At 72.8% G+C, this 14,957-nt stretch carries 11 protein-coding genes; 8 read left to right on the top strand and 3 right to left on the bottom strand.

All coding sequences use genetic code 11. The annotated features are described in order from the left end of the window. Window positions 1-95: 95 nt before the first annotated feature. The 7 genes from AB0G84_RS07845 to AB0G84_RS07875 all read left to right on the top strand — a co-directional run bounded on the left by AB0G84_RS07845 (window position 96) and on the right by AB0G84_RS07875 (window position 9,604). A complete protein-coding gene (locus tag AB0G84_RS07845) occupies window positions 96-1,331 on the top strand; it encodes a glycosyltransferase (protein ID WP_361317081.1) in 1,236 nt (411 codons plus the stop codon). Window positions 1,332-1,552: 221 nt separating this feature from the next. Beyond that, on the top strand, window positions 1,553-2,467 hold the full coding sequence (locus AB0G84_RS07850) for a cyclase family protein (RefSeq protein WP_361317823.1): 915 nt from the start codon (window positions 1,553-1,555) through the stop codon (window positions 2,465-2,467). 121 nt (window positions 2,468-2,588) lie between these two features. Further along, window positions 2,589-4,169, top strand: coding sequence for a GMC family oxidoreductase (locus AB0G84_RS07855; protein ID WP_361317084.1), 1,581 nt, complete (start codon window positions 2,589-2,591; stop codon window positions 4,167-4,169). Window positions 4,170-4,353: 184 nt separating this feature from the next. Continuing rightward, window positions 4,354-5,193: an SDR family oxidoreductase gene (locus AB0G84_RS07860; RefSeq protein WP_361317086.1), complete on the top strand. Its 840-nt coding sequence runs from the start codon at window positions 4,354-4,356 to the stop codon at window positions 5,191-5,193. 47 nt (window positions 5,194-5,240) lie between these two features. Beyond that, on the top strand, window positions 5,241-6,719 hold the full coding sequence (locus tag AB0G84_RS07865) for a cytochrome ubiquinol oxidase subunit I (RefSeq protein ID WP_361317088.1): 1,479 nt from the start codon (window positions 5,241-5,243) through the stop codon (window positions 6,717-6,719). Beyond that, a complete protein-coding gene (locus AB0G84_RS07870; protein ID WP_361317091.1) occupies window positions 6,716-7,759 on the top strand; it encodes a cytochrome d ubiquinol oxidase subunit II in 1,044 nt (347 codons plus the stop codon). Before AB0G84_RS07865 ends, AB0G84_RS07870 begins: the two co-directional genes overlap by 4 nt. 48 nt (window positions 7,760-7,807) lie before the next feature. Further along, the gene (locus tag AB0G84_RS07875) at window positions 7,808-9,604 is read left to right on the top strand and encodes a cation:proton antiporter (RefSeq protein ID WP_361317094.1); all 1,797 of its coding nucleotides are present in this window, start codon (window positions 7,808-7,810) and stop codon (window positions 9,602-9,604) included. Window positions 9,605-9,653: 49 nt separating this feature from the next. Here the strand turns inward: AB0G84_RS07875 and AB0G84_RS07880 are convergent, their stop codons facing one another. Further along, on the bottom strand, window positions 9,654-11,501 hold the full coding sequence (locus AB0G84_RS07880) for a glycoside hydrolase family 15 protein (RefSeq protein ID WP_361317097.1): 1,848 nt from the start codon (window positions 11,499-11,501) through the stop codon (window positions 9,654-9,656). Between the two features lie 224 nt (window positions 11,502-11,725). Between AB0G84_RS07880 and AB0G84_RS07885 the strand changes: the two genes are divergently transcribed. Then, a complete protein-coding gene (locus tag AB0G84_RS07885; protein ID WP_361317099.1) occupies window positions 11,726-13,021 on the top strand; it encodes a DUF2254 domain-containing protein in 1,296 nt (431 codons plus the stop codon). A 28-nt stretch (window positions 13,022-13,049) separates the two neighbouring features. Here the strand turns inward: AB0G84_RS07885 and AB0G84_RS07890 are convergent, their stop codons facing one another. Then, on the bottom strand, window positions 13,050-14,249 hold the full coding sequence (locus tag AB0G84_RS07890) for an acyl-CoA dehydrogenase family protein (RefSeq protein ID WP_361317102.1): 1,200 nt from the start codon (window positions 14,247-14,249) through the stop codon (window positions 13,050-13,052). Window positions 14,250-14,471: 222 nt separating this feature from the next. Next, window positions 14,472-14,912: an SH3 domain-containing protein gene (locus AB0G84_RS07895; RefSeq protein ID WP_361317104.1), complete on the bottom strand. Its 441-nt coding sequence runs from the start codon at window positions 14,910-14,912 to the stop codon at window positions 14,472-14,474. Window positions 14,913-14,957 lie beyond the last annotated feature (45 nt).

Here is a 14,957-nt window from a genome sequence, read left to right on the forward strand (position 1 = left end):
AACGTATAGCGCCCCGGGGGGCTTGCGGCAAGACCGGGGCCGTACCGCAGAATCGGCGGCCGATAGCCGGCAAGTGCGGACATGGGGGGCACGGAATGCGCGTGTTGTTGACGACGTGGGGATCGCGCGGAGACATCGAACCACTGGCGGGACTGGCGGTGGGATTGCGGGAATTCGGCGCGCAGGTGCGGGTGTGCGCGCCACCGGACGAGGAGTTCGCGGCGCTGCTGGCGCGGGTCGGCGTGCCGCTGGTGCCACTCGGCCCGACGGTGCGCTCGGTGGTCGCCGGAGCGAAGCCACCGACCGCAAAGGACGCGTTCCGGCTCGCTCCCGAACTGGTCGCCGCGCGGTTCGAGACGCTCACCGCGGCGGCCGAGGGGTGTGAGGTGCTGCTGGCAACCGGCCTGATGCCGGCCGGCGCACGGGACGTGGCCGAGAAACGGGGCATCCGCTACGTCTACGCGTGCTTCCACCTCTCCGGTCTGCCGTCGCGGCACTTCCCTCCCGGGGCGCGGCCGGGCAAGCCGTCCGCACCGGACGAGACCGACAACCGGGTGCTGTGGGAGCAGGACGCCCAGAGGGTGAACGCGCTGTACGGCGAGGCGCTGAACCGCCATCGGGCGGCGATCGGCCTACCGCCGGTGGACAACGTCCGCGACCATGTCCTCACCGACCGGCCGTGGCTGGCGGCGGACGCGACGCTGTGTCCGGCGCAGGGCAAGACGGACCTCGACATCGTGCAGACCGGGGCGTGGACGCTGCCCGACGACCGTCCGCTCCCCGAGGGGCTGGAGGCGTTCTTGGACGCGGGCGCACCGCCCGTGTACGTGGGCTTCGGCAGCATGGCCGCGCACGCCCCGAAGGACATCGCCCGGGTGGCCATCGAAGCCAGCCGCGCGCACGGCCGCCGTGTGGTCCTCGCCCGTGGCTGGGCCGACCTGGCCCCGGTCGACGACGCCGGTGACTGCTTCGTCGTCGGCGAGGTCAACCAGCAGGCGCTGTTCCGCCGGGTGGCCGCCGTCGTGCACCACGGCGGCGCGGGCACCACGACGACCGCGGCCCGGGCCGGCGCGCCTCAGGTGGTGGTCCCGCGGATCGTGGACCAGCCGTATTGGGCCACCCGAGTGGCCGAGCTGGGCATCGGCTCGGCTCACCACGGCCCGACGCCGACCGTCGACTCCCTGTCCGCCACGCTCGCAGCGGCCCTGACGCCCGAGACCCGCGCACGGGCGGGGGCCCTGGCCGGCACTCTCCGCACCGACGGGGCAACGGTGGCCGCGGAACGGCTGCTCGACGCGGCCGACCGGGAACGGCCGCCCGCGTCCGCGTGAACCACGCCGGTGCTGTCGCGTCGAGCGCCGACGAGACAGCACCGGCTTCCGGAGTCATGGTGTGAGGAGTTCCAAGGGGCGCCGAAGGACGCTGAAAGGCGCTGAAATGCGCCGAAGGGCGCCGGAACGGGCCGTGGACGCGGAGCGGAACGCGGAAGGGTGAGGACGTGACGGATCCTACGAGCGCGGCCGGACCGGCATCCCGGAGTGCGCCGCACGCGCTGTCCGAGGACGACTTCCGGGCGCTGTACCGGCACCTGCGGGACCGGGCCGCGGGCGGCTCGCAGGAGCGTCCGGGCGCCCTGCGCCACCTGACGCCCGCCCGGGTGGCGGCCGCCGCTGCCGAGGTCCGGTCCGGGCGCACAGTGTCGCTGGCCGCGCCCATCGAGACCCGGCCCGGGCCGGACAACCCGCAGCCCGCGGTCCACCGGATGACCGGGCCGGCCGAGCGGGACATCGGGGCGCCCGGGCTGAGCTTCGCCCGCGACCGGTTCGCGATGAACGTCCACGGGGACGCCGACAGCCACCTCGACGCGCTCTGCCATGTGCTGTTCGACGGCGCGCTCTACGACGGTGTGCCCGCCCGCAGCGTGACACCGGACGGTGCGCGGGCCCTCACGGTCGACCTGGTGCGGGACGGCATCGTCGGCCGCGGCGTGCTGCTGGACATTCCCCGGCTGCGCGGGGTCCCGTGGCTGGAGCCCGGCGACCAGGTGACGGCCGAGGACCTGACGGCCGCCGAGGCCGCCCAAGGGGTGCGGGCCGGCCCCGGGGACCTGCTGCTGGTGCGGGTGGGCCACCGTCGCCGGCGCCGGGAACGCGGCCCGTGGGACACCGCGCGGTCCCGGGCCGGTCTGCACCCCACCGCGATGCGGTTCCTGGCCGAACGGTGCGTGGCCGCGCTGGGCTCGGACGGCAACAACGACACCGCCCCCAGCGCGGTTCCCGGGGTCGCCTTCCCCGTGCACGTGCTGGCGGTGCAGGCCATGGGGGTGCACCTGATGGACTACCTGGACTTCGAGGAGCTGGCACCGGCGTGCGAACAGGCGGGCCGGTGGCACTTCTTGTGCGTGGTCGCTCCGCTGCGGCTGCCGGCCGCCACCGGTTCCCCGGTGAATCCGCTCGCCGTGCTGTGAGCGCGGCGGCCCCGTGCGCTCCCCCGGGTGCCCCGCGCCCGGAGGGCGTATACGTTCGTAGGAGGGGGCACCCAGGTCCCGGCGGGAGCGCCGGGCCGCGAGCCCGAGGACGGTGAGCGCCGTGGGCGACTCCCCCCACTACGACGTCATCATCATCGGTACCGGCGCCGGCGGCGGCACCCTCGCCCACCGGCTCGCGCCCTCCGGGAAGCGGGTACTGCTCCTCGAACGCGGCGACTACCTCCCTCGGGAGCGGGACAACTGGGACTCCACCGCGGTGTTCGTCCGGGGCAAGTACCGGGCGCCGGAGTTCTGGTACGACAAGGACGGCAACACCTTCCCGCCCGAGGTCAATTACTACGTCGGCGGGAACACCAAGTTCTACGGGGCCGCCCTCTTCCGGCTGCGGCCCGAGGACTTCGGGGAGTTGCGCCATCACGACGGCATCTCGCCCGCCTGGCCGCTCCGTTACGAGGACCTGGAGCCGTACTACACCCAGGCCGAACACCTCTATCTGGTGCACGGGCGGCACGGCGAGGATCCGTGGGAAGGGCCGGCCAGCGCACCGTACGCCCATGGCCCGGTCGAACACGAGCCCCGCATCCAGCAGTTGAGCGACGATCTGGAGAAGCGCGGGCTGCACCCCTTCCACCTGCCCATCGGCGTCAACCTGACCCAGGACGAGTCCGGCCGGGCCACCCACTCCAGCGTCTGCATCCGCTGCAACCGGGTGGACGGCTTCCCGTGCCTGGTGCGCGGCAAGTCCGACGCCCAGGTGATCTGTGTGGAACCCGCCCTGCAGCACCCCGGCGTCGAGATGGTCACCCGCGCCCGGGTGGTCCGGCTGGAGACCGACCCGGCCGGGCGCCGGGTGGACGCGGTCGTGGTGCGGCTCGCGGACGGCGCGGAGGTGCGGTACACCGCGGACATCGTGGTGGTGTCCTGCGGGGCGGTGAACTCCGCCGCCCTGTTGCTGGCGTCGGCCGACGACCGGCACCCGCAGGGGCTCGCCAACCGCTCGGGCGTGGTCGGCCGTCACTACATGCGGCACAACAACCTCGCCCTGATGGCCCTTTCGAAGGAGCCCAACGACACCCAGTTCCAAAAGACCCTCGCCCTGCACGACTGGTACCTGGGCGCGGACGACTGGGACTACCCCCTCGGCGGCATCCAGATGCTCGGCAAGTCCGACGCCGAGCAGATCCACGGCGAGGCTCCCCGGTGGGCGGGGGCGGTGACCCCCGATATGCCCTTCGAGGTCCTGGCGCACCACGCCGTCGACTTCTGGCTGTGCGGGGAGGACCTTCCGCTGCCGGACAACCGGATCACGCTGGACGGCGACGGGCGCATCCACCTGGCCCTGGACGAGCGGAACAACATCGCCGGCCTGCAACGGCTCCGGCACAAGCTCCAGCACCTGCTCGGCCATCTGGGCATGCACGAGGACCATCTGCTGCCGCACAGCATCTACCTGCACAAGGGCATGCCGATCGGGGCCACCGCGCACCAGGCCGGCACCGTGCGGTTCGGCGACGACCCGGACTCCTCCGCCCTGGACGTGCACTGCAAGGCACACGACCTGGACAACCTCTACGTGGTCGACACCAGCTTCTTCCCGAGCATCGGCGCGGTCAACCCGTCGCTGACGGCCATGGCCAACGCCCTGCGGGTGGGCGACCACCTGCTGGACAGGCTGCGCTGAGCCGCGTCCCCCGGGGCCGCCGGCACCGCCCGGCAGCCGACGCCGGCCGGTGGTCCGACCGGGCGAAGATCCTCCGCCGGGCGGCCCAACGGCCGCTCGCCACGGCGTCCGCGCCCTGACTTCGGTGGTTCTGTGGCGCTCCGTACCCGGCCCGGGCTTCCGGTCGGCGAGGAGGAGAGCAGACGTGAATTCCACCGTGGGCGCACCCCAGGGCGTGATCCCCACCCAGCTCCTCAAGGGCCAGAAGGCGCTGGTCACCGGGGCCAACTCCGGTATCGGCAGGGCCACCGCGGTCGCCCTGGGCCGGGCCGGCGCGGAGGTGGTCGTCAACTACGTGGCCGGCCGCGAGGAGGCCGAGAAGGTGGTCGAGGAGATCGCCGCCTTCGGAGTGCGCGCGGCGGCGTACGAGGCGGACGTGTCGCAGGAGGACCAGGTCGTCGCCATGACCGACCGGATGGTCGAGGAGTTCGGGACGCTTGACATCCTGGTCGCGAACGCCGGACTGCAGCGCGACGCCCCAGTGACCGAGATGTCCCTGGCGCAGTGGCGGAAGGTGCTGGAGGTCAACCTCACGGGCCAGTTCCTGTGTGCGCGCGAGGCCACCAAGGAGTTCCTGCGGCGCGGGGTCGTCCCCGAGGTGTCCAGCGCGGCCGGCAAGATCATCTGTATGAGCTCGGTGCACCAGCTCATCCCGTGGGCGGGGCACGTCAACTACGCCTCGTCCAAGGGCGGGGTGCAGATGATGATGGCCACCCTGGCCCAGGAACTCGCCCCGCAGAAGATCCGGGTGAACGCGGTCGCCCCGGGGGCCATCAAGACGCCGATCAACCGCGCCGCCTGGGAGACGCCCGAGGCCGAGGAGGACCTCCTGCGGCTGATCCCCTACCGCCGCGTCGGCGAACCCCAGGACATCGCCCACGCCGTGGTCGGCCTGGCCTCCGACCTCATGGACTACGTCGTCGGTACCACCCTCTACGTCGACGGCGGGATGACACTCTTCCCCGGCTTCGCCACCGGTGGCTGACCGACCCCGCGCGACCTGCGACGACTCCGAGCGGCGGGAGGGCCCGTATGCACACCACCGTCCAGCTGCTGGCGGCTGCGCCGGCCCAACTGCTCCCGGCCAGGGAGCTGATGGCCTTCACCCTGGCCTCGCACATCCTCCTCGTCCCCATGGGGGTGGCGCTGCCGCTGATCACCCTGGTGATGCACCACCGCGGCCTGCGCCGCAACGACCCGGTCGCGCTGTTGCTGGCGCGGCGCTGGTCGGCCGTGATGGCCGTGCAGTTCGCGGTCGGGGTCGTCACCGGCACCGTGCTGTCCTTCGAATTCGGTCTGCTCTGGCCGGGGTTGATGGGCAAGTGGGGTGATGTCTTCGGCATCGGGTTCGGCGTCGAGGCCTGGGCGTTCTTCCTCGAATCGGTCCTCATCGCCATCTACCTCTACGGCTGGCGCAGGCTGCCTGCGCGCACCCACTTCCTGCTCGGGCTGCCGCTACCGTTCACCGCGCTGCTCGGGGCGTTCGGCATCCTGGCCGCCAACTCCTGGATGAACACCCCCCAGGGCTTCCGCCTCGACGCCGCGGGCCACCCCGTCGACGTGCACATCTGGAAGACGCTCTTCACCCCGATGTTCGGGCCGCAGTACTGGCACTTCGTCGTGGCGATGGTGATGACCGCGGGCTATGTGGTGGCCGGCGTCTACGCCGTCGGCCGGCTGCGCGGCCGGCGGGACCGCTACCACAAGCTGGGGTTCACCGTTCCCTTCACCCTCGCCGCGGTGTGCACCCCCGTGCAGTTCGTGCTGGGCGATTCGATCGCCCGCTCGGTGTTCCACAAGCAGCCGGTGAAGTTCGCCGCGATGGAGATCGTCTGGAAGACCGACACCCACGTGCCCGAGTACCTCTTCGGCCGGATGCATCCGGACGGATCCGTCTCGGGCGGCATCAAGGTCCCCCAGCTCGACTCGATCCTGGCCGGCTTCAGCCCGAACACCAAGGTGACGGGGCTGACGTCGGTGCCCGCGAGCGACCGGCCGACGGCCACTCAGGCCACCATCGCGCACTGGGCCTTCGACACCATGGTCGGGATCGGCTCGGTGCTGGTGCTGCTCGCCCTGTGGTACGGCCTGGTGTGGCTGCGGCACCGCCGGCTCCCCTCGTCACCGTGGTTCTTCCGGGCCGCGGCGGTCGCGGGTGCCGCCTGCGCCCTCGCCGTGGAGTGCGGCTGGATCACCACCGAGGTGGGCCGCCAGCCGTGGATCGTCTACTTCCACATGCGGGTCGCCGAAGCGGTGACCTCGACCCGTCCCGGCAGCCTGTGGACCATGTTCGGGCTGGTGATCGTGGTGTACGCGTTCATCTTCGGCTCGTTCGTCGCCGTGCTGCTGAAGATGCGCACCCGCTGGCGGCTCGCCGACGCAACCGCCGGGGGACGCCGGGGCGAGGCACCGGAGACGGACACGCCCTACGGGCCGCGCTCCACCGCCCCGGCGGGGAACACCCCGTCCGCCGGCGGCAGTTCTGCCCCCTCCGGTGAGGACCGGTCATGACCGCGGGCATCGTCGCCGTCGTCCTGCTGCTCGCGGTCGCCGCCTACGCCTGCGCCGGCGGCACCGACTACGGCGCCGGCTTCTGGGACCTCACCGCGGGCGGCGCGGAGCGCGGCAGGCGGCCGAGGTGGCTGATCGACCATGCGATGGCGCCCGTATGGGAGGTCAACAACGTCTGGCTGATCTTCGTCTTCGTCGTCATGTGGACCGGATTCCCGGTCCTGTTCCAGACCGTGTTCTCCGCCATGTGGCTGCCGCTGGCGCTGGCCGCCGTCGGCATCGTGCTGCGGGGCGCCGGCTTCGCCCTGCGCAAGCCCACCCGGCGGCTCGCCGGACGGCGGCTCTACGGTGCCGTGTTCGCCATCGCCTCGCTGCTCACGCCGTTCTTCCTGGGCGCGGCGGTCGGCGGGGTCGCCTCGGGCCGGGTGGCGCCCGGGACGAGGGCCTCCGCCGACGCCTGGTCCAACCCCACGTCGGTGCTCTTCGGGCTGCTCGGCATCGCGATGGCGGCGTTCCTCGGCGCCGTGTTCCTGGCCGGCGACGCCCGGCGCTTCGGCGCCACCGACCTCGACGGCTACTTCCGCCGGCGCGCGCTGGGCTCGCTCGGCGTGCTCGCCGCACTGGCCGTGATCACGCTGTTCGTCACCCATGGCGACGCCCCGCACGTGTGGCACGGGCTCACCCACGGCCCCGGGCTCGTCTTCGTCGTCCTCGCGGGGGCGGCCTCGTTCGCCACCGGGTGGCTGCTGCTCCGCGGGTCCGTCACCGCCCGGACCCGGGCCGCGGCCACCGCCGTGGTGGCGGCCGGGGTCCTCGCCTGGGGCATCGCCCAACGCCCCTACCTGATCCCCACCTCGCTGACCGTGGACCAGGGCGCGGGCGCTGCCGGCACGCTGCGCTGGCTGCTGCTGGTCACCCTCGTGGCCGTCGTACTGGTCCTCCCCGCGGTCGCCCTCCTGTACTGGCTGGACACCCATGGCGAACTGGAATCCCTCACCGACGCCGACCTGCGGCGCGGCGGCAGCGAAGGCGACGGCTGACCCCAAGGGGCCGCGGCCGGAGCGGAACGCCCCGGGGGCGGGGCCACGGTGACCGGTGACGAGGTCTTCCTCGGCATCGGCCTGACCGTGGCGCTCGCGGTGGGCGCCCAGATCCTGGCACACCGGCTGCGGCTGCCGTCCCTGATCGTGCTGCTGCCCGCCGGGTTCGCCGCCGGCGCGCTGACGGACGCCGTCGACCCCGTGCGGCTACTGGGGCCGGCCTTCTCCCCGCTGGTGTCGCTCTCCGTGGCGCTGATCCTCTACGACGCCGGGCTGAGCCTGGACCTGCGCCATCTACGGGGCCCGGCCCGGAGCACCGTGGTCCGGCTGATCGTGCTGGGCGTACTGCTGACCTGGGGCGCCACCGTGGGCCTGGCGCCGGCCCTGTTCGGGGTGCCGCTGGCGGTGGCCGCCCTGCTCGGCGCGATCCTCGTGGTGTCCGGGCCGACGGTCGTGGGCCCGCTGCTCGACCACGTCCGGCCGACGGAACGGGTGCGGCGGATCCTGAGCTGGGAGGGGTCGCTGATCGACCCGGTCGGCGCCATCCTCAGCGCCGTCGTCTTCCACTCCATCGAGGCCGGCGGGTTCCAGTCCGGCCACGGCTTCCGGTTCGGCGCGTTCCTCGGCAGCGTGGCCGTCGGGCTGGCCGGCGGCGCGGTGGGCACCGTTCTGCTGTGGCTGACCCTGCGCACGCTCCGGCTCGGCGAGACGCTCGGGACGCTGGCGCAGTTGGCGGCCGTCGTCGTGGCGTCCGCGGGCTGTGACATGGTGCTGGACGACACCGGCCTGATCGCGGCGATCGTCATGGGGCTGACGGTGGCGAACCTGCCCGGCTTCGACATGCCGGCGCGCCGCCCGTTCTTCGAGACGCTCGTCCAGCTCATCCTCGGCCTGCTGTTCATCTCCCTCTCGGCGACGGTGACGACGGCGTCCGTCGTCCCGGTGCTGCTTCCGGCCCTCGCCCTGGTGGCGGCGCTGGTCCTGGTGGTGCGCCCGCTGGTCGCGCTGCTCTCCACCGCCGGGACCGCTCTCCCCGCCGGCGAACGGGCCTTCGTCGGCTGGATGGCGCCCCGCGGCATCGTCGCGGCCTCCACCGCGTCGGCCTTCTCGGCGACGCTCGTGGCGAGGGGGCTGCCCGGCGCCGGCACGATCCTGCCGGTCACCTTCTTGGTGATCGTCGGCACGGTGGTCGTCTACGGGCTGACCGCGGTCCCGGTGGCCGCACGGCTGCGCGTCGTCCGACCGGCGGCCACCCGGCCCCTGTTGGTGGGCGGGGCGCCCTGGGTGGTCGACCTGGCGCGGGCGCTCAGCACGGCGGGGCTGGACGTGCTGATGTGGTCCGGACGGGCGGCGGAGCGGGACCGGATCACCGGCGCGGGGCTGGAACTGGCGCCCGGTGAGCTGCTGGCCGCCGTCGCCGGCGCCCGGGCGCGGCTGGAGGGCGTGGCGGCGGTCCTGCTGTTGACCGAGGACGACGACCTCAACGCGCTCGCCTCGGTCGTGGTGCAGGACGCCTTCGACGGGCCGGTGTACCGCATCGGCCCGCCGCCCGGCGGCCAGGGCATCGCCGCCCCGTACACCGGCGGCGAGGTCCTCTTCGGCACCGGCCTGGTCCGGCCCGCACTGGCCGAGCGCCATGCGCGGGGCGCCCGCTTCCTGGTGCGGCCCGCCTCCGCTCCGGTGCCGGCGGACCACACGGTGCTGTTCGTCGTCCGGGCGAACGGCCGGCTGGCCCCGGTCACCGCGCGGGATCCGGGCAGCCCGCGGGCGGGCGACACGGTCGTGCTGCTCGGTCCCGGCACCGCCGCCGCTCCGTCGCCGTCCGGACGGCAGGCCGCTTCCTGACGGCCGTGTGGTCGGGCGCCCTCGGTGCCGTCACCCCCGGGGCCTGGGCTCAACCCCCGTCGCTTCCCGCCCGGTTGAGGGTCTCGTTCAGGGTGAGGGCGGCGTCGATCAGGGCGAGGTGGGTGAAGGCTTGCGGGAAGTTGCCCAGCTGGCGGCCCGTCAGACCGATTTCTTCGGAGTACAGGCCGAGGTGGTTGGCGTACCCGAGCATCTTCTCCAGGACGAGTCTGGCCTGGTCGGTCCGGCCCGCCCGCGCCAGTGCGTCGACGTACATGAAGGTGCACAGCGAGAAGGTGCCCTCGGAGCCGCGCAGTCCGTCGGGTGAGGCCTCCGGGTTGTACCGGTAGACCAGGCTGTCACTGACCAGTTCTGTGTCCATCGCGTCGAGGCAGGACGCCCACATCGGGTCCTGGGGGCTGATGAAGCCGACCGTCGGCATCCGCAGCAGCGAGGAGTCCAGCACATCACTGCCGTAGTGCTGGACGAAGGCGTGCCGTCCCTCGTCCCAGCCCTTCGCCATGATCTGGTCGTACAGGGCGTCGCGGGCGCTGCTCCAGTGTGCCGTGGCGGCCGGCCGGCCGCTGGCCTCCGCGAGCCGTAGCGCACGGTCGAACGCCACCCAGGACATCACCCGGCCGTAGGTGAAGTGCTTGCGGCCCCCGCGGGTCTCCCACAGGCCCTCGCCGGCCTGGTCCCAGTGGTCGGTGAGCCAGTCCAGGAGCGTGCGCAGCGAGGTCCAGCTCCGGTGGCCCAGCTGGATGCCGTGCCGGTGGGCGAAGTGGATGCTGTCCATCGCCTCGCCGTAGATGTCCAGTTGGAGCTGGTTGGCGGCGCCGTTGCCGATCCGTACCGGGGCCGAGCGCTCATAGCCCTCCCAGTGGTCCAGGATCTCCTCCTGGAGGTCGGCGGAGCCGTCGACCCGGTACATGATGTTCAGCGGTCCGGAGCCGCCCGCGGTGCCGGCCCGCTCCTGCACCCGGTCGTCCAGCCAGTCGATGAACGCCGCCGCCTCCTCGGTGAAGCCCAGCCCCAGCAGGGCGTACACGGAGAACGAGGCGTCCCGGATCCAGGTGAACCGGTAGTCCCAGTTGCGTTCGCCGCCCAGTTGCTCCGGCAGCCCGGCCGTCGGGGCGGCCACCAGGGCACCGCTGGGCGCGTAGGTCATCAGCTTGAGGGTCACCGCGGAGCGCTCCACCGCCTCCCGCCACCGCCCGGAGTACCGCGAGCGGCCCAGCCACGACCGCCAGAACTGCGCGGTCTCCTCGAAGAGCTGCTGGAACTCCGCATACCGGACCTCCCGGGGCGGCCCGTCCGCCGCCGACTCCAGGATCATCCCGCGCTGTTGCCCCGCCTGGAGGGTCAGGGCGAAGTGCACATCGTTCCCGCCGTCGAGGTGGTCCACCAGCCGGTCGTCGTGCGGCTCGCGGATCGCGTGCGCGGTCAGCTCCAGCCCCGGCGCGGAGAACACCGCCCCGTGCTCAGTGAGGTGCAGCTCGTGCGGCGCGCGGCCGTAGTCGAACCGGGGGGCGATGTCGACCTCGAAGGTCATGCTTCCGCGTACACAGCGCAGCAGCCGGACCAGACGGTGGCGGGGCGTGGCCGTTGTCCCGGTCACCGGCATGAAGTCGACCACCTCGCCGGCGCCGACCTCGGTCATGTAGCGGGTCACCAGGATCGCCGTGTCGGGCAGGTACAACTGCTTGGTCGCGTACGTCTCGTGGGCCGGCCGGACCCGGCAGTGCCCGCCCTTCTCCCGGTCCAGCAGGGCTCCGAACACGCTGGGCGAGTCGAAGCGCGGGCAGCAGAACCAGTCGACCGTCCCGTCGGTGGTGACCAGTGCCGCGGTCTGCAGGTCCCCGATCACGCCATGGTTCTCGATCAGCGGGTAGTCGGCCATCGCGGCGCCCCTTTCGGCATGCGCTGTCGCCCGGCTGCCGTCCCTTCGCCGTTCCCCGGATGGGGATACCCCGGATGCCGTCCCTCCGCCCAGCGTAAGCCGGGACCACGGGGTCGGCCCGCCGAGCCGGCCCGGCGCCGGCGGGCGGGAGTTCTGCGGTGCCGAAGGACCGGCATTACGGTGGACGGCAGGGCCCCGAATCGATCTGTCGGGCGGAGGCTTCCGTGCTTTCCTGGGCGTCCAGGTTCCGGCTGCGGCAACGCATCAGGGCCAGCCTGTGGGTCGTCCCGCTGCTCGGGCTCGTCCTCGGGTCGGTGCTCGCCCAGTGCGCGATCGCCGCGGAGGGCGCCACCTGGGTCCCCACGTCCTGGCGGTACTCCGCCGCCACGGCCAGCGGGGTGCTCGCCGCCATCGTCGGGGCCATGGTGGGACTGCTCGGGTTCGTGGTGACCATCGGCGTCCTCGTCGTCCAGCAGGCGACCGGGACGCTGTCCCCGCGGTACATGCGCCTGTGGTACCGGGACCGGCTGCAGAAGGCGGTGCTGGCGACCTTCACCGGCACCTTCGCCTTCGCCTTCTCCCTGCTGCGCAGCATCGAACCGCACGCGGTCCCCGACCTCGGGGTCACCCTGGCCGGGCTGGCCGTCGCGGTGAGCCTGGTGCTCCTGCTGGTCTACCTCAACCGGTTCACCCATAACCTCCGACCGGTGGCCATCGCCGACCTGGTCGGCCGCCTGGGGCGGGAGGTCCTGTGCCGCGCGATGACGGCGGCCCGCGGCCCGGTGCCGGCCGACGGCGCCCCCGCCCTCCCCGACGGTCCGGTGACCCCGGTCCGCTCCGAACTCGGCGGCGCCATCCAGGCGTTCGACGTCGCCGGGCTCCGGGCCACCGCCGTACGGTACGACTGCGTCCTGGTGCTGACCCATCCGGTCGGTGACTTCGTGCCACCGGGAACGGTCCTGGTCGAGGTGCACGGAGGCGGGCCGCTCCCCGACCCCCGGCGGGTGACCGGGCGCATCGCGCTCGGCGCCGAGCGGACGGTCGAGCAGGATCCGGCCTTCGCCCTGCGGGTGCTCGTCGACATCGCCATCCGCGCGCTGTCGCCCGCCGTGAACGACCCGACGACCGCCGTCCAAGTCCTGAACCACATCGAGGCGTTCCTGCACGTGGTCGGCGGGGCGGAACTGCGCCACCGCCATGTCCTCACCGGCGCCGACGGCCGTCCGCGGCTGGTGGTGCCCGGCCGGACCTGGGAGGACTACCTCCAGCTCGCGGTCACCGAGATCCGGGAGTACGGGGCGTCGTCCCTGCAGATCTGCCGGCGCCTGCGGGCACTGCTGGAGGGCCTGCTCGCCGCCCTGCCCGCCGGCCGGCGGCCCGCGGTCCGTGCGGAACTCACCCGCCTCGACGCATCGGTCGACCGGGCGTTCCCCGACCCGGTCCGCCGCGCCACCGCCCGCACCGGCGACCGCCAGGGCATCGGCGGCGGGCACCGCCCCGGCGCCGTACCGCCCGCCTGACGGGCCGGCGGGCGGTACGGGGCCGCGCTCAGCGTCGTACGCGGGGCATGCCCAGGCCGATCCAGGTGATGATTTCGCGCTGGATCTCGTTGTTGCCGCCGCCGAAGGTGAAGATGACCGCGGAGCGGTAGCCGCGCTCCAGTTCGCCGTGCAGGACGGCACCGGCCGAGGCCTCCTTGAGGGGGCCCGCGGCGCCGACGATCTCCATCAGCCAGGCGTAGGCGTCGCGGCGGGCCTCGGAGCCGTAGACCTTGACCGCGGAGGCGTCCTGCGGGGTGAGGGTGCCCTGCTGGAGCGCGTCGACCATCCGCCAGTTCAGCAGCTTCATGGCGTCCAGCCGGGCGTGGGTGCGGGCCAGTCGTCCGCGGACCCAGCCGAGGTCGATGACCCGGCGGCCGTCGGCGAGCGTCGTGGCGGCGGCCCAGCGCTGGACGTCGTGCAGAGCGCGGATGGCCATGGTGCCGTGGGCGGCGAGGGTGACCCGCTCGTGGTTGAGCTGGTTGGTGATGATCCGCCAACCCTGGTTCTCCCGGCCGACGCGGCGGGCGGCCGGGACGGTGAGGTTCTCGTAGTAACTGGCGGTGGTGTCGTGCGAGGCAAGGGTGTTGATCACCGTGCAGGAGTAGCCGGGGTCGCTGGTGGGGACCAGCAGCAGGGTGATGCCCTTGTGGGGCGGGGTGCCCTCTTCGATGGGGGCGGTGCGTACGGCGAGCCAGACCCAGTCCGCAGTGTCCCCGTTGGTCGTCCAGATCTTCTGGCCGTTGACGAGATAGTGGCCGGTCTCCTCGTCGCCCTTGCGCACCGCTCGGGTCTTGAGGGCCGCCAGGTCGGTGCCGGCGTCCGGTTCGCTGTACCCGATGGCGAAGTCGATCTCGCCGGAGAGGATCCGGGGCAGGAAGTAGGCCTTCTGTTCGTCGGTGCCGAACTGCATCAGCGTGGGGCCGACGGTGTTCAGCGCCATCAGCGGTAGCGGCACGCCCGCCTGGGCCGCCTCGTCGAAGAAGATGAACTGTTCCATCGGGGTCAGCCCGCGCCCGCCGAACTCCTTGGGCCAGCCGACGCCGAGCCAGCCGTCGCGGCCCAGGCGCCGTACGGTCTCGCGGTAGAAGCGCTTTTGGGCGGCGGGGTCGGCGTGCCGTGCCGCGGCGTCGTCCGGCACCAGCTCGGCGAAGTAGCCGCGCAGCTCGGTGCGCAACTGCTGCTGCTCGGGTGTGTATTCGAGGTGCACGGCCCCTCCCGTGGTTGCGGTCCGGTGGTCCGGTCCGTGGGCCGTCCTGATTCTGACGGTCCGTCGGATGCCGCTTCGGAGGGCACAGTAGAACTTGTTCCAGTAATACGGAAGGGGCTCTCGACGCCACCCCGCCCTGCGCCCCCGGCCCGACACACCCCCGGACGCACGAAGGCCCGGTTCGGCACCTTCGGCACCGGACCGGGCCTCGCCCGGGCCCCATCAGCCCACGGCGTGCTTCGCGGCGTTGTTGCGACCGCCGGGCTGGATGAGCCGGCCGCGCTGTACGTCCTTGCAGTACTTGACGACGCCGCTGTTGGTCACGTACTTCGCCGCGACCCAGGTGCCCCGCTCCTCGCGGGTCAGGTACCACAGGCTGTTGCCGCCGACGCTCTGGGTGCGGACCTTGCACACCAGGCCGACCTGCGCGCGGTGCCGGTAGTACCCCTTCACGGAGGAGTCCGTGCTGGGGTACTGACGTGCACTCAGACCCCGCTTCGCGGTGACCGTGCCGAACGGCTTCATGGTGTCGGCCGGACCGGGCGTCGCCTGGGCTGGGGACGCGAGCGAGAGCGTCGCACCCAGGGCGACAGCCGCGGTCAGTGCACCCGCGCCCGCCGCGAACTTCCTGCCTCGGGCCACGAGGACTTCGGTCGTGGACATAGGAGTCTCCTGTTCTTGACGCGCAATGCCACCCATTGCCGCGAA

The sequence above is a fragment of the Streptomyces sp. NPDC020742 genome (assembly GCF_040641675.1).
Lineage (GTDB): Bacteria > Actinomycetota > Actinomycetes > Streptomycetales > Streptomycetaceae > Streptomyces.

Bases quoted from the DNA above. Each gene is read 5' to 3' on its own strand.
- AB0G84_RS07895 (WP_361317104.1), bottom strand. From the start codon at position 14,912: ATGTCCACGACCGAAGTCCTCGTGGCCCGAGGCAGGAAGTTCGCGGCG.
- AB0G84_RS07870 (WP_361317091.1), top strand. From the start codon at position 6,716: ATGACCGCGGGCATCGTCGCCGTCGTCCTGCTGCTCGCGGTCGCCGCC.
- AB0G84_RS07865 (WP_361317088.1), top strand. From the start codon at position 5,241: ATGCACACCACCGTCCAGCTGCTGGCGGCTGCGCCGGCCCAACTGCTC.
- AB0G84_RS07845 (WP_361317081.1), top strand. From the start codon at position 96: ATGCGCGTGTTGTTGACGACGTGGGGATCGCGCGGAGACATCGAACCA.
- AB0G84_RS07880 (WP_361317097.1), bottom strand. From the start codon at position 11,501: ATGGCCGACTACCCGCTGATCGAGAACCATGGCGTGATCGGGGACCTG.